Genomic DNA, 17,073 nt, shown 5'->3' with positions numbered 1-17,073 from the left:
CCGGACAGTGGTTGCTCACCAGTTGATATTGTCCGGCCAGACCCATGATGTATTATTCATTTCGTTCAGCATCTTTATGTCCTGCTTTTCACGGGCATACTTACCCCATAATGAATGAAAAGAACGAACAATACTGATTAACTGCTTTTTTCTTTGCTCCGGAGATAGGCTGATAAAATAGCAGCACCTGCTGTCAATATTATCCTCAATGAAATTAAAATCAGAGTCTGATGCATATTTTACTGTTAGCATAATATCATTCGACGTTGTTCTCTCAGACTCTGTTAATGCTGATTCTATCAGGTATTCAAAGGCATACATGACAGACAGCTGGTTTTTGTCTGTCTGAATATAACCCATTGAGTTTCTGAGTATTGAGGACTGTACCAGGACCAGAGGCCATAAAAGCTCAACACCATAAAGCTTATATGTATCATGTTGATCATACTGATGTTGCTCAACACGACGATTACCTTCCCGTGCTTTACGAATATCATAGGCAAGGGATAACATAAATCCGTCTTTAACTTTAATCAGTGGGCTTTCATCCACGATGTAATGAATGAGTTCATGTAATTCATTCAGGGCTTCTGAATCTCCCCACAGTATAAAACCTGCATTGTTCGGCGTTAACTCGTATCGAAGCATGGGCTCAATCATCCTGTTGTTTCAGTCGGAGGAAAGTCTATCAGTAAAGAGAATGAGAGATCAAAGTGGTCATTTTAATTGAGCTGGATAACGGACATTTCAATTGAGCCTTGACAAACATGTGTAGTAGCAAAGTTGTAATGTCCGATAATGGCTAAGTTAAGATGTCCGGCGTGTATAATCAAGTAAGGATTACCATGACGGCTCTCGCAGCGGAGTTTTTCACTTTGGATGAAGTTAACAGACTCAAGATCATTCAGGACGTCATCGACCGGCGTCTGACAACACAGATGGCAGCTCAGCAGCTTGGTATCTCCGACCGTCAGTGCCGCCGTCTGCTTGCGCGTTATCGTGAAGATGGTCCGCTTGGCATGACCAGCCGCCGTCGTGGTAAATCCAGCAACAATCAGCTGCCTCTGGGACTGGCCGCATACGCGCTGAATATTATTCGCGAGCGCTACAACGATTTCGGTCCGACACTGGCCTGTGAAAAGCTGTCTGAGGTTCACGGTGTTCATCTTTCTAAAGAAACCGTCCGTAAACTGATGACTCAGGCCAGTCTTTGGGTCCCACGTAAGCAACGTGCGCCAAAAATTCAGCAGCCGCGTTTCCGCCGTGCCTGTGCCGGTGAACTCATACAAATCGACGGCTGCGACCACCACTGGTTTGAAAACCGGGGACCTAAGTGTACGGCGCTGGTTTACGTTGATGACGCAACCAGTCGTTTAATGCAGCTTCTTTTCGTGAAATCTGAGTCTACTTTCACCTATTTTGAAGCGACCCGGGGCTATATTGAAAAACATGGCAAGCCGCTGGCACTGTACAGCGACAAAGCCAGTGTATTCAGGATCAACAATAAAAACGCAACCGGCGGCGACGGCGATACCCAGTTTGGCCGTGCGATGCATGAACTGAACATTCAGACCATTTGTGCAGAAACCAGTGCTGCCAAAGGCCGCGTTGAACGGGCGCACCTAACGCTTCAGGACCGCCTGGTCAAGGAGCTCAGGCTCCAGGGTATCAGTTCCATGGAAGCTGCGAACGCATTTGCCGAAGAGTTCATGAACGATTACAACCGACGTTTCGCAAAAGCGCCTCGCCAGGCGTTTGATGTTCATCGGGAACTGGATGTCGATGATGATCTTGATATGGTATTTAACTGGCGTGAAGCTCGTAAAGTGTCGAAATCACTCACAGTGCAGTACGACAAAGTCCTTTATCTGATTGAAGACAGCGAATTCAGTCGTCGGGCGATTGGTAAATACATCGATGTCTGGCATTACCCGGATGGACATAAAGAGCTCCGGCTTAATGGCGTGTCACTTCCCTACTCCACCTATGACAAGCTTTCTGAAATCGATCAGGGGGCCATTGTGGACAACAAACGTCTGGGGCGGGCCCTGGAAATGGCGCAGCTGGTCCAGGCCGAGCGGGATAATAACCGGTCGCAGTCCGTTCCATCCGGCGACGGTCCTTCACGCAGGCGTAAAGCCCCCACAACGAAGAAATCTCAGCGCTCCCTTGATCAGGACGATATGTTCAATGCCCTGGTGAAACTTCAGTCACGCTCTGAAGAGATATTTGGAAAGAAACCGATTTAAAGCCCGGTAATCCATCCGGGCATGCCTGGCTGTCAGATTTTGGCCTGATTGACCCGTGCCGCGAGCTCCTGATGACTCTCTTTCCTTTCGCTGTAGCGGTCGGACAGGTAGGCTGTGTGCCCTTTCAGGAGTAACGTCATTTTGAACAACTCTTCGGTAACGTCGACAATCCTGTCATACCAGGGTGAGGGTTTCATGCGCCCTTCATCATCAAATTCCTGCCATGCCTTTGGCACTGACGACTGATTGGGGATGGTGAACATCCGCATCCAGCGGCCAAGTATCCGCATCTGATTGACCGTGTTAAACGACTGTGAACCACCACAAACCTGCATGACGGCCAGCGTTTTACCCTGGGAAGGACGAACAGCACCTTCACTCAGGGGTATCCAGTCAATCTGGGCCTTCATCACCGAGCTCATGGCGCCATGTCTTTCCGGAGAACTCCAGACCATTCCGTCACACCACCTGACCAGCTCGCGGAGTTCAAGCACTTTGGGGTGACTTTCGGGCGCATCATCGGGTAACGGCAGACCGGATGGGTTAAATATTTTCACCTCAGCCCCCATCTTTGCCAGCAACCGCCCGGCCTCTTCCGCTGCAAAACGACTGTAGGACCGCTCTCGTACTGAACCGTACAGGATGAGAATTCGCGGCATGGTTTCGTTGTTGCCCGTAAGTTTGCTGGCAAGCGCATCATCAAAATAAGCCGGTTCGATTGCTGGTAAGTCGGTCATAAAAAATCTCCATTTCATAAGCTATGCTTTAAAAGTTATCACATATGAAATACCATATGTATTGTTATTTTTTTACGAGGTTAAGCATGCTACAGCCTGTTCAGCTTTTTAAACTGCTCGCCGACGAGACCCGTTCAACTATCGTGATGCTTCTCAGGGAGTCCGGTGAAATGTGCGTCTGTGACATCTGTGCGGCAACCGCAGAGTCTCAGCCAAAAATTTCTCGCCATATGGCCCTTTTACGTGAAGCCGAGCTGGTCATCGACCGTCGCGAAGGAAAATGGGTGCATTACCGACTGTCGCCACACATGCCAGCATGGGCTGCGGGTATTATTGATACAGCCTGGAACTGTGAACGAGAAAACATACGCAACAAGCTCAGTAGCGTGGCATCTGTCTCCTGCTGATGGCGATATATATATCCGAATAAACAAATGTGAATGGAGTTTCTGATGTTACTGGCTGGTGCTATCTTTTTATTCACGCTCGTCCTGGTTATCTGGCAACCCAGAGGGCTGGGGATTGGCTGGAGTGCCTCACTGGGCGCAATTCTGGCATTGCTGACTGGCGTCGTTCATCTGGGGGATATTCCGGTGGTCTGGCAGATAGTGTGGAATGCGACCGCCACCTTTATCGCCGTGATCATCATCAGTCTTCTGCTCGACGAATCCGGCTTCTTTGAATGGGCCGCGCTGCACGTTGCCCGTTGGGGGAATGGCCGGGGGCGGCTGCTCTTCACCTGGATCGTCCTGCTTGGTGCGATGGTTGCGGCACTGTTTGCCAACGACGGTGCGGCACTGATCCTGACACCTATCGTTATCGCGATGCTGCTGGCGCTGGGATTCAGCCGGGGGGCAACCTTAGCGTTTATCATGGCCGCAGGGTTTATCGCTGACACGGCAAGCCTGCCACTGATTGTCTCAAACCTGGTGAATATCGTCTCGGCGGATTTCTTTAAGCTTGGTTTCTCAGAATATGCCGCCGTGATGGTCCCGGTTAACCTGGCCGCGATTGCGGCTACGCTGGTGATGCTGCATCTGTTTTTCCGTAAGGACATTCCCGCCGTTTACGACGTTTCTCTGTTGAAAGAACCGAAAGACGCTATACGTGATATGAATACCTTTAAAACCGGCTGGCTGGTTCTGGTGTTGCTTCTGGTGGGATTCTTCGGACTGGAGCCGCTGGGCGTACCGGTCAGTTTGGTCGCAGCCGCTGGTGCATTGCTTCTGTTTGCTGTTGCGAAAAAAGGGCATGCCATTAACACCGGTAAGGTGCTGCGTGGTGCGCCCTGGCAAATCGTTATCTTCTCGCTGGGGATGTACCTGGTGGTCTACGGCTTACGAAATGCCGGTCTGACCCACTATCTCTCTTCCTTGCTGAATCAGCTGGCAGAGCAGGGATTGTGGGCGGCAACGCTGGGTACGGGCTTCCTGACGGCCTTCCTGTCATCAGTGATGAACAATATGCCGACCGTGCTGGTCGGGGCGCTGTCGATTGATGGCAGCACAGCGACCGGTGTTATCAAAGAAGCGATGATTTACGCCAACGTCATCGGCAGCGACCTGGGGCCAAAAATTACCCCTATCGGCAGTCTGGCAACGTTACTGTGGCTGCACGTTCTGTCGCAGAAAAATATCAAAATTACCTGGGGATATTACTTCCGGGTGGGCATTGTCATGACAATCCCCGTGCTGTTTGTCACGCTTGCAGCACTGGCGCTTCGTCTGTCTTTCACTTTGTAATGAGATACTGATATGAGCAACATTACCATTTATCACAACCCGGCCTGCGGCACGTCACGCAATACCCTTGAAATGATCCGCAACAGCGGTACAGAGCCGACCGTTATTCATTATCTTGAAACCCCACCATCACGAGCTGAGCTGGTAAAACTCATTGCGGATATGGGGATCACGGTACGAGCGCTGCTGCGTAAGAATGTCGAACCTTTTGAAGCGTTAGGGCTGGCGGAAGACCGCTTTACTGACGAGCAGTTAATCGATTTTATGTTGCAGCACCCTGTTCTGATCAATCGCCCTATCGTGGTAACGCCGCTGGGTACCCGGCTATGTCGCCCTTCTGAAGTCGTGCTGGATATTCTTCCCGATGCGCAGAAAAGCGCGTTCACGAAAGAGGACGGTGAGAAGGTAGTTGATGAAAAAGGTAACCGGCTGAACTAAACGTGTTCTTGTGACGAAGGGCGAGAGAACTCGCCCTTTTTTATTTAAGATAATCAGTGCTAACGGAGGATAAGAAGCGGTTGTTGCGTCTTTTGCAGCATTTCGGAGGTATGACTACCGATAAAGAACTGCCGCAACCTGGAATGACCGTAGGCCCCCATCACTATCAGATCGACAGCATTTTCCTCGGCGTAACGAATAAGCGCGTCCCCGACTGATTGCCCGGTAAGATGTGTTGTGCTGTTTTCTATATCCGCGTCACGTAAAATTTGCTGTGCGGTCAGCAGCTCTTCCTTCTTACCGTTTACCATGACAAGGTGGCACTCCAGCCCCCTGAGTAAGGGACTCATCGTCAGACGTTCCAGGTTACTCCTGCTTTCTTCACTGCCATCATAAGCCAGCATGACTCTGGAAGGCACTGAGTAGTTCTCCGGAACAACCAGTAGGGGTTTCTTTTGCAGACGAATAACGCTTTCCAGATGAGAGCCTACCGGATGCTGGCTACCCCGACGCCCCAGCACCATGAGACGAAGGTCGCTCAGCTCTGCCAGAACTTCATCCGGTGTACCGTGTTTTTGCATCAAAAGCACATCCGGGCTTCCCTGTTTTTGAAGCAGTTCAGCACAACTTTCCAGTATTGCTTTCCCCTGGGCCATCAGCAGGCGATTACGTTGCCCTTCAATTTCTACCAGCTCATCGGTCAGCAATTGCTGACTGTCTATGCCGAGAGTGCCGGTCAGGTCTGACACTACCGGGGTGCTGTCTTTTTCGATAACGTGCAACAGTGCTAGCTGTGATTGCAAAGTGCGGGCTGCCCACGCCGCATATTCACACACTGACCGCGTTGAAAGTGAACCGTCCACACAGGCTGTAACAGTATTATTCATAGTTTTCCCTCCAGTCTGTTAATGACCGCCCATCAGTTTTTCGACTTCTTCAGGTTTATCGTGAACACCAAACCGGTCAACGATGGTGCGGGTGGCTTCATTCATCCCACGTACTTCAACCCCGGCGCCCTCTCTGCGGAACTTAATGACCACCTTATCCAGGGCGCTGACGGACGTGATGTCCCAGAAATGGGCATGTGAAACGTCTATCACCACATTCTCAATCGCTTCACGGAAATCAAAGTGGCTCGTAAAGCGGTCTGCTGATGCAAAGAATACCTGGCCGGTGACGGTATACGTCCGGCTCGTCCCCTCCAGAACTGAGGTTACACGCATGAACCGGGATACTTTAGTGGCAAAATTGAGCGAAGCAATCAGTACACCGGTCAGCACACCGAAGGCCAGATTATGTGTTGCCACCACAACCGCGACGGTGGCAAGCATGACCACGCTGGTTGAAAGGGGGTGTGTCCGCAGGTTGGCAATGGAGCGCCAGGAGAATGTCCCGATGGAAACCATAATCATCACCGCGACCAGCGCTGCCATCGGAATTTGGGAGACCCAGTTGCGCAGGAACACAATCAGGCAAAGCAGCACCACGCCCGCCGTGAGGGTTGAAAGTCGTCCGCGTCCACCGGATTTTACGTTGATAACAGATTGCCCAATCATCGCGCAGCCTGCCATTCCTCCGATAAAGGATGTGCAGATGTTCGCGATGCCCTGAGCTTTGCACTCCCTGTTTTTGTCGCTTGGCGTGTCGGTCATGTCATCCACGATAGTGGCGGTCATCATCGACTCAAGCAGGCCAACCACCGCAAGCCCCGCAGAATATGGCAGGATGATGAGCAGCGTCTGAAGATTTAAAGGCACGTCCGGGAGCAGGAAGACCGGCAGACTGTCGGGAAGTTTCCCCATATCCCCGACGGTTCGCACATCCAGATGCAGCCACATGGCAATCCCAGTCAGCACCACGATGCACACAAGCGGTGAAGGAATGGTTTTGTTGATATAAGGGAAGAGATAGATGATCCCCAGCCCTGCCGCAGTCATGGCATAAACATGCCATGTCACATTGGTCAGCTCAGGCAACTGGGCCATAAAAATCAGTATTGCCAGTGCATTAACAAACCCCGTGACCACTGAGCGTGAAACAAAACGCATCAGCCCGCCAAGCTTCAGATATCCGGCTATCAGCTGGAATACCCCGGTCAGTATGGAGGCAGCCAGTAAATACTGTAAGCCATGATCTTTCACCAGCGTCACCATCAGGAGAGCCATTGCACCGGTGGAGGACGAAATCATCGCCGGACGTCCGCCAAAGAAGGCCATAACGAGAGGAATACAGAACGCCGAGTAGAGGCCCACCTGGGGATCAACACCGGCGATAATGGAAAAGGCGATCGCTTCTGGAATGAGTGCGAGCGCGACAACAATACCGGCCAGAACGTCACCACGGACGTTACCCAGCCAGTCCTTACGCGTCGAGGACAGCAACATAGTAATTTCTCAGTTTTTAGATACAGTCAGCCCTGGAGGGCTACATTTTTACGTACGGTAAAGCACATCCGCAGACGGGATGTTATTGAGTGCGTGCTGAGGCTTGCTCAGTACGACAGAGGAAGGAAAAACTCAGGGTGGCGTAATACGCATAGCGGTTGTCAGATTCTCCATAGCGGATGTGTATATATTGTCGGCTCTGTTGTCAGGAAGAACTTACAGAACACGTCGCGTTTGAACATGAAACACTTCAAAGCAGCCCAATACTACAAATAAAGCGAATACGGGGTCAACCCAACAAGGTACTCAAACGAAGAGGTTAAGATGCGATTTTTATCCAGGAATTCAATATTATCAAAGGACATTTGAACTTTGCCCCACCCCGGACATCTCTACTTAGCTTTGACAAACATGTGTAACAGCAAAGTTGTAATGTCCGCCTTGGGCTAAGTTAAGATGTCCGGCGTGTATAATCAAGTAAGGATTACCATGACGGCTCTCGCAGCGGAGTTTTTCACTTTGGATGAAGTTAACCGACTCAAGATTATTCAGGAAGTCATCGACCGGCGTCTGACAACACAGGTGGCAGCTCAGCGGCTTGGGATATCCGACCGTCAGTGCCGCCGTCTTCTTGCTCGTTATCGTGAAGATGGTCCACTTGGAATGACCAGCCGTCGCCGTGGTAAAGCAAGCAACCATCAGTTGCCTCAGGGACTGGCTGCTTACGCGCTCAATATTATTCGAGAACGCTATAACGATTTCGGCCCGACGCTGGCCTGTGAAAAGCTGTCTGAGATTCATGGCGTACATCTTTCCAAAGAAACTGTGCGTAAGCTGATGACTCAGGCCAGTCTGTGGGTCCCACGTAAGCAACGTGCGCCAAAAATTCAGCAGCCTCGTTACCGTCGTGCCTGTGCCGGTGAACTCATACAAATCGACGGCTGTGATCATCACTGGTTTGAAAACCGGGGACCTAAGTGTACGGCACTGGTTTACGTAGACGATGCAACCAGTCGCTTAATGCAGCTTCGTTTCGTGAAATCTGAGTCTACTTTCACCTACTTTGAAGCGACACGTGGTTATATCGAAAAACATGGTAAACCGCTGGCACTGTACAGCGACAAAGCCAGTGTATTCAGGATCAACAATAAAAATGCAACCGGCGGCGACGGCGATACCCAGTTTGGCCGTGCGATGCACGAACTGAACATTCAGACCATCTGTGCAGAAACCAGCGCAGCAAAAGGTCGTGTTGAGCGGGCGCATCAGACCCTTCAGGACAGACTGGTCAAGGAACTCAGGCTTCAGGACATCAGCACCATGGAAGCTGCAAACGCATTTGCCGAAGAGTTCATGAACGATTACAACCGACGTTTCTCAAAAGCGCCTCGCCAGGAGTTCGATGTTCACCGGGAACTGGATGTCGATGATGATCTTGATATGGTGTTTACTTGGCGTGAAGCCCGCCGCGTGTCGAAATCACTCACGGTGCAGTACGACAAAGTGCTTTATCTCATTGAAGACAGCGAATTCAGTCGTCGGGCAATTGGTAAATATATTGATGTTTGGCATTACCCTGACGGACATAAAGAGCTCCGGCTTAATGGCATATCACTTCCCTACTCTACCTATGACAAACTATCTGAAATCGATCAGGGTGCCATTGTGGACAATAAACGTCTTGGCCGTGCGCTGGAAATGGCGCAACTGGTGCAGGCCGAACGGGATAATAACCGGTCACAATCAGTGCCATCCGGTGACGGCCCTTCACGCAGGCGCAAAGCCCCCACGACGAAAAAATCCCAGCGTTCTTTGGATCAGGACGATATGTTCAATGCGCTTGTAAAACTTCAGTCACGATCTGAAGAAATATTTGGTAAGAAACAGATATGAAAACCCGGAGGATAACTCCGGGTATATTAACTATCGGGGTAAAATTTTCAAGTTCTCTTCAAAATAATCATCATAAATAGCCTCATTATTCTTCCGCATGAATCTGTGGAGACAATTGGGCACAGGATTCGAGGTCGATCGATGGGCATAAACCTCATCCTGAATCGATCTTAAATCATGAGATAAGATGTCATCGTTTATAATGCCACTTATCTTTATATTCTGTATTTTTTTCTCAATAAAATCTTTAACACGCATAATTCGATTAATAGATTTGTTGTTTTCAACGTATAACATTATCACATGTCTAAAAAACGGGAGCATGAAAACAATATAAAACAAAAAATCTTCCAGCGAGGATTTAGACCATAAACCATATGCAAGAAGTACCAAAAAGGAAAGTAACATAGTGATAAAATATATTTTACTCATTACATCGCGCTGTGCCTTATCCCAGCCAAAATTTTTCGCATGACATAATAATGCCAATATGTTTTCATTAGCATGATAATCTTTATTTAGATACCAGTTAATAAACTCATCATTTTTGTTTCTTTTTTTGTAATACCTTGAAGCCTTAAAGACATTTTCTCTGCCAACCGGCTTCCCTACTTTTAATTCACTCCATGGAATGTGTAAGACATCACAGTCAAACATTTCCTGAATTGTGGCTGCACATTTTTTCATTGAGGAAATCATTGTGGAAAAAATAATTGTGATGACCAACACGATTATACCGTAATAACCGAGATAAGGAGCTATAGTCAAATGAGGGAATAGCCCCATTTTCTTTATCACTGTAGTAAATATTACAATAGCGACAGATATTACGACACTAAGAAAAAACACTACCCAGTTAACAAATTTAACCTGTGAGTAAGTCCGCCTCATTGCCATTAGTAACTCAATGTTTTTACTATCATTTTGGCGCAAAAATATTTGACTCATTTTTCATCCGTATGATGGGAAGTTGACACCAAAAACATCCTGCCATTTGTTAATGGACGCTCTGTGGTTATTTTGACTTTCGTAATTACGGGCTTCCGTTGCTTTTCCTTGGTCAAGATAACAGCGGATAGATATCTTTAATTTATCATCATAACTAAGGTTGTTTATGTTTCCTTGTATGCCTTTGTGATCGTATACCGGACTAAATATAGCAGAGGCTAAGTAACCTAAAACATTGACAATCTCTAAATCGACCCATTGATAACATTCTGATCGACCGTTGAAGTAGTTAAGTAGCATTGTCTCTAACAAGTAACTACTCATTGAAGGCATGGTGGGACGTTTTTGCCAATATTTTATTACACGAATGACATTTAACATGTTTCCTGAGAGTTTAACATTAAGATCAGTAACTTTTTGCTTGTCAATTCGTGGATCTGTCTTCTTCCAATGACCATTCCCATCTGGTATTAAATAATATGTCTTGCCAAATGAATCTGGAGTAGTAATGAATGCAGGAACTATATCAAAATTCCAGTCATAGGATTTTAGCTTCAGAGTAGCTGCTTCCTGATTTCTTTTTACATCAGCCTTATCATACTGCGGAATTTGATTTAGGCTTGAGATAAAACTGTTTATTATTTTTCTAGAGTTAATAAAATTTGTGCCATCATGCTTATAGTATTTTAAACGAACGGTTCCTTCACGCGCAGTGATTATTATTTTTCCATCACTCTCGCTGTATACACAATCATCACCATCGAGACCAAACATAAGATCTATATCATCTAAAGGGCGAATTTTTGTGCGTCTAGCAAAGGAACCAAAACCTGTATGTATATCAGGGTATATTATGGGGAAATAAACATCATTATTTGGAAAAGTGTTCATTCTGCCCAATAACCAATCTCTACTGGCTCTGGCTCGATCAGTCTGAGAGCTATCTAGATTTACAATATTGCGCTGAAACTCGTTAAACGCAGCAGTCACCGTAAGAGCCATAGCATCCCTCTTCTAACAGCTAAAAGCTAATTTTACCATTAGGTTATAGGCTGTCTCCACATGAATTTACTTCTGCAATCTACTGAGTATTGGAGGACATTTGAACTTTGCCCTGCCCCGGACATCTTAACTTAGCCTTGACAAACATGTGTTAGGACCATTTAGTAATGTCACTTTTTATCCAGATAGAAACGTCACCTTAGAGTAAGCTAAACTGAATGCAATTCTAAGGGACTCAACGGATGTTGGTCACCATGTCAGATAAAGAGATCCACCGTTTGCCGGTAATACAGGCAGTTTGCGAAAAGCGTCTACGGCGTCGCGATGCAGCTTCACAGCTTGGCATCTCGGAACGTCAGGCGCAACGGCTTATCAATCGTTACCGGGTTTCTGGTGCTGAAGGACTTGTCAGCCGTAAACGCGGCCAGCCAAGCAACCGCCGGTTGACCGAATCGCTTAAACTACGCGTCCTCAAACTGATACGTGAAAACTACAGTGACTTTGGACCCACGCTGGCCGCTGAAAAACTCAGGGAACGCCATGATATCCGGCTTTCAATCGAGACCGTCCGCAACTGGATGACGTCTGACGGACTCTGGGTCCCGCATGCTCGTCGCAAGTCACGGGTTTATCAGCCCCGACATCGTCGTGATTGTCTCGGAGAGCTTGTCCAGATAGACGGCTCCCATCATGACTGGTTTGAAGGTCGTGCGCCGAAATGCTGCCTGCTTGTATTTATAGATGACGCTACTGGCCGCCTGATGCATTTGCGGTTCAGCGAGTCAGAAACAGCCTTTGATTACATGCTGGCAACCTGGGAATACATTGAGCAGCATGGGAAGCCGGTATCGCTGTACAGTGACAAACACGCAATATTTCGTGTCAGCGGTCCGGAGAACCGCAATACCACCGTTACCCAGTTCGGACGTGTGCTTTATGACATGGCAATTGAGCTCATTTGTGCCAACAGCTCGGAAGCTAAAGGCCGCGTGGAACGTGCTAATCAGACACTTCAGGATCGACTGATCAAGGAAATGCGCCTTGAAGGCATTACCGGCATTGAAGCCGCAAATGCCTGGCTTTCGAATTTCATCGAAGACTTCAACCGTCGTTTTTCGCGTCCGCCAAAGTTCCCCAAAGATTTGCATCGTCCGGTACAGGAAAGCCCCGATGAGTTAAGAGACATCTTTGCCTGGCATGATGTCCGTACCGTGTCGAAATCACTGACATTCCAGTACGATAAGATCCTTTATCTCATGGACCCAACAGAAGAAAATAGCCGTCTTGCCGGTGAAAAAATTAAAGTACTGGATTATCCCGATGGCACCCTCGCCTTCCACTATGGACACCGGATCCTCAAGTGCCAGGCATTTGATAAGCTGGCCTGTGTCGACCAGGGGCAGATTGTCGATAACAAACGTCTCGGGACTGTACTCAGACTGGCTCAGGTAAAACAGGATGAGCGGGAAAGCGAAGGCAAACGGGAACGAAGCAAAAAATCGCCCAGCCGTAAGGCTCAGGTGCGCGTCCAGGAACAGCTCCGGGCTATCAATCCCGTTCTGGCAGACCCGAGCTTGTTTGTGGCAAGTTCAAAGCGGTAGAATCGACCATCAGTGCTACAAAGTACCGGAACAGTGAGCACCCAAAAGGATACTTGAGATGATTAAATTCCCGACTAAAAAGCGCATTGATTTGTATAAAAATGCTGTCAGTTCTGAGCAATTACAGCTGGATCTGGCTGCGGCTCAGGAGTTTATGTTCGATGCCTGGGAAACTGATGACCTGGACGTTGTGCTGAAACTCATCAGAAAAGCTATCAAGAAATCCCCGCTCTGTGCTGACGCATACTCATTCTACTGCGAGATATCTCAAGAACCTCCTGAGTCAAAAATCGTTAATCTGGAGACGGCTTTGTACGCAGCCAGCATTGCTCTGGGCGAGGATTTTCAGGAATTCGCAGGCCGTTTCTGGAGATGTGTCGAAACACGCCCATATATGAGAGCAAAAGCTGCTTTGGCTGATGCCTTGTGGGTGTCAGGTAACTTCCACCCGGCCATGGCTCACTGTCGCGAAATGCTTAAGCTCAACCCAAACGATAACCAGGGGATTCGTCATTTATTAGCGAACTATTACCTTGAGCTTGAAATGGTGGATGATCTGGCCTTCCTTTTAGACGATTATCCTAGGGATATGCGACCGTTCTTTCAGTATACACGCGCCCTACTCGCCTACCGACAGTCATCCCAAGATGCTGATGATATCGCTAAAGCTGCAATTGATTCTAATAGACACATCCCGGGGTTGTTATCGAAGTGCAGATTGCAGCCCAAATCTAACAGTGGATTTATCACGTTAGGTGGAATGGATGAAGCCATTTATTACGTGAATAATAATATAAAGCCTTGGATTCGCACTCCTGGTGCAATTGAGTGGATAGTTGGATATTAACAACTGGAGCGAAAGAGGGCGTTGCTAATGACAGAGTTGGAGGTGTCGCTAAATCGGATTTATCAAAGTTTTTGGATAATGGAAGGCCTCATTGAAGAAACCGAATCCCTAATCAATAAATCCTTGCGCGACTTCGAAAAATCAGGCCCGAGAATATGCTCTTACGACCACGACTTTGGTAGTGATGAGTATTATAAATTTCGAGGTTTTGCAAGTTATAATTTTGACGAGGTTGTTGAAAATTACGCTACCTTAATGCCAAGCAGGCTTAGAGCCTCAGCATTTTTAACAATGTTTGGAATGTTTGAGTGTAATATTGAATCACTCACACAAGCGATTTTAAAATTCAACGATCAAATTTGGAGAGTTTCGGATTTTAACCAAAAGGGCTTAGAACGTTGTAACTTAATTTTAAAAAAGTTACTTCCCATCACTCATTCAGAATCAAGAAACTTGATATCTTGTATTGTTAAATTAAGAAACCTATGTGCACATAACAATCGGTATGTAAGTGATCATATTTTAAAGGATGGGAACATAAAACGGTTAATTTCAGAAAGCGGATGTATTGATACAAAAAGGTTAAATGGAGAGCATGAGTTGATTTTTAAGAGAAGCTCGCTTCACTTTATTTTAGAATGTTTCATAAACTTTCATAATGAAGTAATTAATTCTTTGAATGGCCCCGGATTTATAATGAACTATAAATTCAGACAGCTTTAAAAAATTAATTTTTAAATGGATATGCTATAAAAGGTTAGATTATGAATAATAAATTCAACCGTGCAATTGAGCACTTGATTAAATCAACTTCCTCAGAAGAGGTCATCAATGCAATTCAGGCAGTGGAAGATCTTTTTAGTTTAGCATGGCTGAGTAAACAAGAAGGACATAGACTACAAAAGTTATGGGCCAGGCGGGATGTCCTGTCCACATCTGAATTATACTCTTTAGGGAAATCTATAATTAATTTGAGTGTTAACAATAAGAAATGGCTTGATGGAACTGCTAAAGAGATAAAGAAGGATACTGATAGTTCACATGGTTTGCTTACCGAAATGATAATAATCGGGTCTTTGTCAACAAGCAACGGGACAGTTTCCCCTTGTCCTAAATCATTTAAAATATACGATTATACAGTTGATTTTGAAACTGGATTTAGACATAAGGTCTCTATAAAAAATTATGACATAACCAAACATGAAAAAGACTTCAATACAAGAAGTGAAGTAATTCGGTCCACGTTCAAAAATCATCTTAAAGCTAGGAGGTTGTCTGGAAGATTAACGATTCTACTAGAGCATGATATCCTAACAGATGAACTTACAAGAGAAATATGCTTTTTCATTGCATTTCAAATGAAAGATTATGGTTTTTACCCATTTAGTAATGGAAGCGGAGGTATTGGATTCCATGAAATAACTGAGTTTGATAAGAACAGACTAGTTAGTCCTTCCGATACAATACTTATCATTGCAAAGCACCACTTCAATGAACAGAGGAATATCATCGATAAAATAGGTAATGACTCCAACTTATTGATAGTGTTTTATGTTCAGATAATGCCCGATGACTTTGTCATGCAGCTCCACCGATTTTGAGAACGACAGCGACTTCCGTCCCAGCCGTGCCAGGTGCTGCCTCAGATTCAGGTTATGCCGCTCAATTCGCTGCGTATATCGCTTGCTGATTACGTGCAGCTTTCCCTTCAGGCGGGATTCATACAGCGGCCAGCCATCCGTCATCCATATCACCACGTCAAAGGGTGACAGCAGGCTCATAAGACGCCCCAGCGTCGCCATAGTGCGTTCACCGAATACGTGCGCAACAACCGTCTTCCGGAGCCTGTCATACGCGTAAAACAGCCAGCGCTGGCGCGATTTAGCCCCGACGTATCCCCACTGTTCGTCCATTTCCGCGCAGACGATGACGTCACTGCCCGGCTGTATGCGCGAGGTTACCGACTGCGGCCTGAGTTTTTTAAATGGCGGAAAATCGTGTTGAGGCCAACGCCCATAATGCGGGCGGTTGCCCGGCATCCAACGCCATTCATGGCCATATCAATGATTTTCTGGTGCGTACCGGGTTGAGAAGCGGTGTAAGTGAACTGCAGTTGCCATGTTTTACGGCAGTGAGAGCAGAGATAGCGCTGATGTCCGGCGGTGCTTTTGCCGTTACGCACCACCCCGTCAGTAGCTGAACAGGAGGGACAGCTGATAGAAACAGAAGCCACTGGAGCACCTCAAAAACACCATCATACACTAAATCAGTAAGTTGGCAGCATCACCATAAAATAGATGAAGCAAATGACAAACTCTTATCTGACCCAGACGACTCAAAATCATTAAAACAATTAGTAATTCGGTTGGGTTCGACAGCTAACATAGAAATGATCAATGACCACTTGACCAACTTAGGGGCTGATTGGGAGAGATGTGGGTTTGACATGTACTTTCTGTTTCAACCTCAGGTTGTATCCGATATTGAAAAAAATAGCACAATGATCACGACATCAATTAAGAGTGGGGTCAAAGGTTTTTTTCCTTCAACCTCAGATATTAAAAATAAGCTTGAAAATATGAAATGTCTAAAAATGGAATTTGGCATTGGTGCAATAAGCTCTGAAAGTTCACCCATGATTCTAATGATTAATGATACTCAAACAAATGTTTCGATACAATCACACTATGTATTTCAGAAAGGTGATGTATATCTCCGGGCAGAAAAAAAAGGAAGCGGTTATGAAGGCAGTCTAGCTAAGATGGCTCCAGGTATTATCACACATGCTGTATTTGATAATATGACAATATCTCCAATTTGTTACTCACAAGATGATAGAGTATTAATCATATAAACGAATGTTATGTAACAACAAAAATTAATACTTATTGACAGCGATTTGTGAATAGACGACTTCCAATCTTTAGCAAAGTGCCACTTCTATCTTGCAAATATAGGTGACACTTTAAAACCGCATTGACATATTGATTTATAAGGGTAAGTTGCTCATTTTTACATGAAATACGCACTAATGAATGCGTTTTGAGTGATTGCAGGAAGGCACCTAAAACCTAATAAAATAGCCCAGCCATAAGGCTCAGGCACACGTCCAGAACATAAATCCCGGTCGCAGACCCTGGTTTGTTTGAGGCAAGTTCAAAGCGGTAGAATCGACCATCAGTGCTACAAAGAACTGGGTACACTAAAATTTAAGAGCAATGAATCCGGCCAT

17 protein-coding genes are annotated in these 17,073 nt (G+C 46.5%); 10 read left to right on the top strand and 7 right to left on the bottom strand.

What is annotated here, in order from left to right; all coding sequences use genetic code 11:
* Positions 1-15: 15 nt before the first annotated feature.
* Entirely contained in the window at positions 16-648 is a 633-nt protein-coding gene (locus JQN59_RS25045) for a DUF6904 family protein (protein ID WP_001567369.1), read from the bottom strand.
* Positions 649-845: 197 nt separating this feature from the next.
* On the opposite strand from JQN59_RS25045, the gene JQN59_RS25040 reads away from it, so the two are divergent.
* Positions 846-2,249 carry an ISNCY family transposase gene (locus JQN59_RS25040; RefSeq protein WP_058687697.1) on the top strand — a complete coding sequence of 468 codons (1,404 nt, stop codon included), beginning with the start codon at positions 846-848 and terminating at the stop codon, positions 2,247-2,249.
* A gap of 32 nt (positions 2,250-2,281) precedes the next feature.
* Here JQN59_RS25040 and arsH read toward each other — a convergent pair whose 3' ends face one another.
* Complete coding sequence (arsH, locus tag JQN59_RS25035; protein WP_000130816.1) at positions 2,282-2,986, bottom strand: arsenical resistance protein ArsH; 705 nt, start codon at positions 2,984-2,986, stop codon at positions 2,282-2,284.
* An 86-nt stretch (positions 2,987-3,072) separates the two neighbouring features.
* Here arsH and JQN59_RS25030 point away from each other — a divergent pair, with 86 nt between their 5' ends.
* Genes JQN59_RS25030 through arsC form a run of 3 tightly spaced genes read left to right on the top strand, consistent with a single transcriptional unit; the run spans position 3,073 to position 5,166 of the window.
* A complete protein-coding gene (locus JQN59_RS25030; RefSeq protein ID WP_000941305.1) occupies positions 3,073-3,393 on the top strand; it encodes a transcriptional regulator in 321 nt (106 codons plus the stop codon).
* Positions 3,394-3,438: 45 nt separating this feature from the next.
* Complete coding sequence (locus tag JQN59_RS25025) at positions 3,439-4,728, top strand: arsenic transporter (RefSeq protein WP_054628791.1); 1,290 nt, start codon at positions 3,439-3,441, stop codon at positions 4,726-4,728.
* Between the two features lie 12 nt (positions 4,729-4,740).
* Entirely contained in the window at positions 4,741-5,166 is a 426-nt protein-coding gene (gene arsC / locus JQN59_RS25020) for a glutaredoxin-dependent arsenate reductase (RefSeq protein WP_000065802.1), read from the top strand.
* A gap of 59 nt (positions 5,167-5,225) precedes the next feature.
* On the opposite strand, the gene JQN59_RS25015 is transcribed toward arsC, so the two are convergent.
* Together JQN59_RS25015 and JQN59_RS25010 are read right to left on the bottom strand one after the other, a co-directional pair.
* Positions 5,226-6,053: a universal stress protein gene (locus JQN59_RS25015; protein ID WP_001066652.1), complete on the bottom strand. Its 828-nt coding sequence runs from the start codon at positions 6,051-6,053 to the stop codon at positions 5,226-5,228.
* An 18-nt stretch (positions 6,054-6,071) separates the two neighbouring features.
* Positions 6,072-7,550, bottom strand: coding sequence for a SulP family inorganic anion transporter (locus JQN59_RS25010; protein WP_054628790.1), 1,479 nt, complete (start codon positions 7,548-7,550; stop codon positions 6,072-6,074).
* A 489-nt stretch (positions 7,551-8,039) separates the two neighbouring features.
* On the opposite strand from JQN59_RS25010, the gene JQN59_RS25005 reads away from it, so the two are divergent.
* Complete coding sequence (locus tag JQN59_RS25005; protein ID WP_008786701.1) at positions 8,040-9,443, top strand: ISNCY family transposase; 1,404 nt, start codon at positions 8,040-8,042, stop codon at positions 9,441-9,443.
* 30 nt (positions 9,444-9,473) lie between these two features.
* Here JQN59_RS25005 and JQN59_RS25000 read toward each other — a convergent pair whose 3' ends face one another.
* Both JQN59_RS25000 and JQN59_RS24995 read right to left on the bottom strand, forming a co-directional pair.
* Positions 9,474-10,391 carry an S-4TM family putative pore-forming effector gene (locus tag JQN59_RS25000; RefSeq protein ID WP_008786702.1) on the bottom strand — a complete coding sequence of 306 codons (918 nt, stop codon included), beginning with the start codon at positions 10,389-10,391 and terminating at the stop codon, positions 9,474-9,476.
* Positions 10,392-10,394: 3 nt separating this feature from the next.
* The gene (locus JQN59_RS24995; protein ID WP_008786703.1) at positions 10,395-11,393 is read right to left on the bottom strand and encodes a hypothetical protein; all 999 of its coding nucleotides are present in this window, start codon (positions 11,391-11,393) and stop codon (positions 10,395-10,397) included.
* A gap of 254 nt (positions 11,394-11,647) precedes the next feature.
* Here JQN59_RS24995 and JQN59_RS24990 point away from each other — a divergent pair, with 254 nt between their 5' ends.
* The 4 genes from JQN59_RS24990 to JQN59_RS24975 are packed head-to-tail and all read left to right on the top strand — an operon-like array spanning position 11,648 to position 15,442.
* The gene (locus JQN59_RS24990) at positions 11,648-12,994 is read left to right on the top strand and encodes an ISNCY family transposase (RefSeq protein WP_080398136.1); all 1,347 of its coding nucleotides are present in this window, start codon (positions 11,648-11,650) and stop codon (positions 12,992-12,994) included.
* Between the two features lie 58 nt (positions 12,995-13,052).
* Positions 13,053-13,841, top strand: coding sequence for a tetratricopeptide repeat protein (locus JQN59_RS24985; protein ID WP_008786705.1), 789 nt, complete (start codon positions 13,053-13,055; stop codon positions 13,839-13,841).
* A 27-nt stretch (positions 13,842-13,868) separates the two neighbouring features.
* On the top strand, positions 13,869-14,564 hold the full coding sequence (locus tag JQN59_RS24980) for a hypothetical protein (protein WP_020996173.1): 696 nt from the start codon (positions 13,869-13,871) through the stop codon (positions 14,562-14,564).
* A 41-nt stretch (positions 14,565-14,605) separates the two neighbouring features.
* Positions 14,606-15,442 (top strand): hypothetical protein, encoded by an 837-nt coding sequence (locus JQN59_RS24975; protein ID WP_204528224.1) that lies wholly within the window; start codon positions 14,606-14,608, stop codon positions 15,440-15,442.
* On the opposite strand, the gene JQN59_RS24970 is transcribed toward JQN59_RS24975, so the two are convergent.
* Positions 15,377-16,074 (bottom strand): IS1-like element IS1B family transposase gene (locus JQN59_RS24970; RefSeq protein WP_095033700.1). Its coding sequence is split into 2 segments (ribosomal slippage): positions 15,377-15,825 and positions 15,825-16,074, totalling 699 coding nucleotides; the frame shifts between segments, so codons are not numbered across the junction. The two genes, JQN59_RS24975 and JQN59_RS24970, sit on opposite strands and share 66 nt — an antisense overlap.
* Before the next feature lie 213 nt (positions 16,075-16,287).
* On the opposite strand from JQN59_RS24970, the gene JQN59_RS24965 reads away from it, so the two are divergent.
* Complete coding sequence (locus JQN59_RS24965; protein ID WP_204528223.1) at positions 16,288-16,695, top strand: hypothetical protein; 408 nt, start codon at positions 16,288-16,290, stop codon at positions 16,693-16,695.
* The last annotated feature ends 378 nt before the right edge of the window (positions 16,696-17,073 follow it).

This window comes from Citrobacter sp. B72 (assembly GCF_016894305.1).
Taxonomy (GTDB): Bacteria; Pseudomonadota; Gammaproteobacteria; order Enterobacterales; family Enterobacteriaceae; genus Citrobacter; species Citrobacter portucalensis.
This window is presented reverse-complemented; position numbering and strand designations above follow the sequence as displayed.

Excerpts from the sequence above, each read along its gene's own strand:
- JQN59_RS25045 (WP_001567369.1), bottom strand. The coding sequence starts at position 648 with ATGCTTCGATACGAGTTAACGCCGAACAATGCAGGTTTTATACTGTGG.
- JQN59_RS25040 (WP_058687697.1), top strand. The coding sequence starts at position 846 with ATGACGGCTCTCGCAGCGGAGTTTTTCACTTTGGATGAAGTTAACAGA.
- arsH (WP_000130816.1), bottom strand. The coding sequence starts at position 2,986 with ATGACCGACTTACCAGCAATCGAACCGGCTTATTTTGATGATGCGCTT.
- JQN59_RS25030 (WP_000941305.1), top strand. The coding sequence starts at position 3,073 with ATGCTACAGCCTGTTCAGCTTTTTAAACTGCTCGCCGACGAGACCCGT.
- JQN59_RS25025 (WP_054628791.1), top strand. The coding sequence starts at position 3,439 with ATGTTACTGGCTGGTGCTATCTTTTTATTCACGCTCGTCCTGGTTATC.
- arsC (WP_000065802.1), top strand. The coding sequence starts at position 4,741 with ATGAGCAACATTACCATTTATCACAACCCGGCCTGCGGCACGTCACGC.
- JQN59_RS25015 (WP_001066652.1), bottom strand. The coding sequence starts at position 6,053 with ATGAATAATACTGTTACAGCCTGTGTGGACGGTTCACTTTCAACGCGG.
- JQN59_RS25010 (WP_054628790.1), bottom strand. The coding sequence starts at position 7,550 with ATGTTGCTGTCCTCGACGCGTAAGGACTGGCTGGGTAACGTCCGTGGT.
- JQN59_RS25005 (WP_008786701.1), top strand. The coding sequence starts at position 8,040 with ATGACGGCTCTCGCAGCGGAGTTTTTCACTTTGGATGAAGTTAACCGA.
- JQN59_RS25000 (WP_008786702.1), bottom strand. The coding sequence starts at position 10,391 with ATGAGTCAAATATTTTTGCGCCAAAATGATAGTAAAAACATTGAGTTA.
- JQN59_RS24995 (WP_008786703.1), bottom strand. The coding sequence starts at position 11,393 with ATGGCTCTTACGGTGACTGCTGCGTTTAACGAGTTTCAGCGCAATATT.
- JQN59_RS24990 (WP_080398136.1), top strand. The coding sequence starts at position 11,648 with ATGTCAGATAAAGAGATCCACCGTTTGCCGGTAATACAGGCAGTTTGC.
- JQN59_RS24985 (WP_008786705.1), top strand. The coding sequence starts at position 13,053 with ATGATTAAATTCCCGACTAAAAAGCGCATTGATTTGTATAAAAATGCT.
- JQN59_RS24980 (WP_020996173.1), top strand. The coding sequence starts at position 13,869 with ATGACAGAGTTGGAGGTGTCGCTAAATCGGATTTATCAAAGTTTTTGG.
- JQN59_RS24975 (WP_204528224.1), top strand. The coding sequence starts at position 14,606 with ATGAATAATAAATTCAACCGTGCAATTGAGCACTTGATTAAATCAACT.
- JQN59_RS24965 (WP_204528223.1), top strand. The coding sequence starts at position 16,288 with ATGTACTTTCTGTTTCAACCTCAGGTTGTATCCGATATTGAAAAAAAT.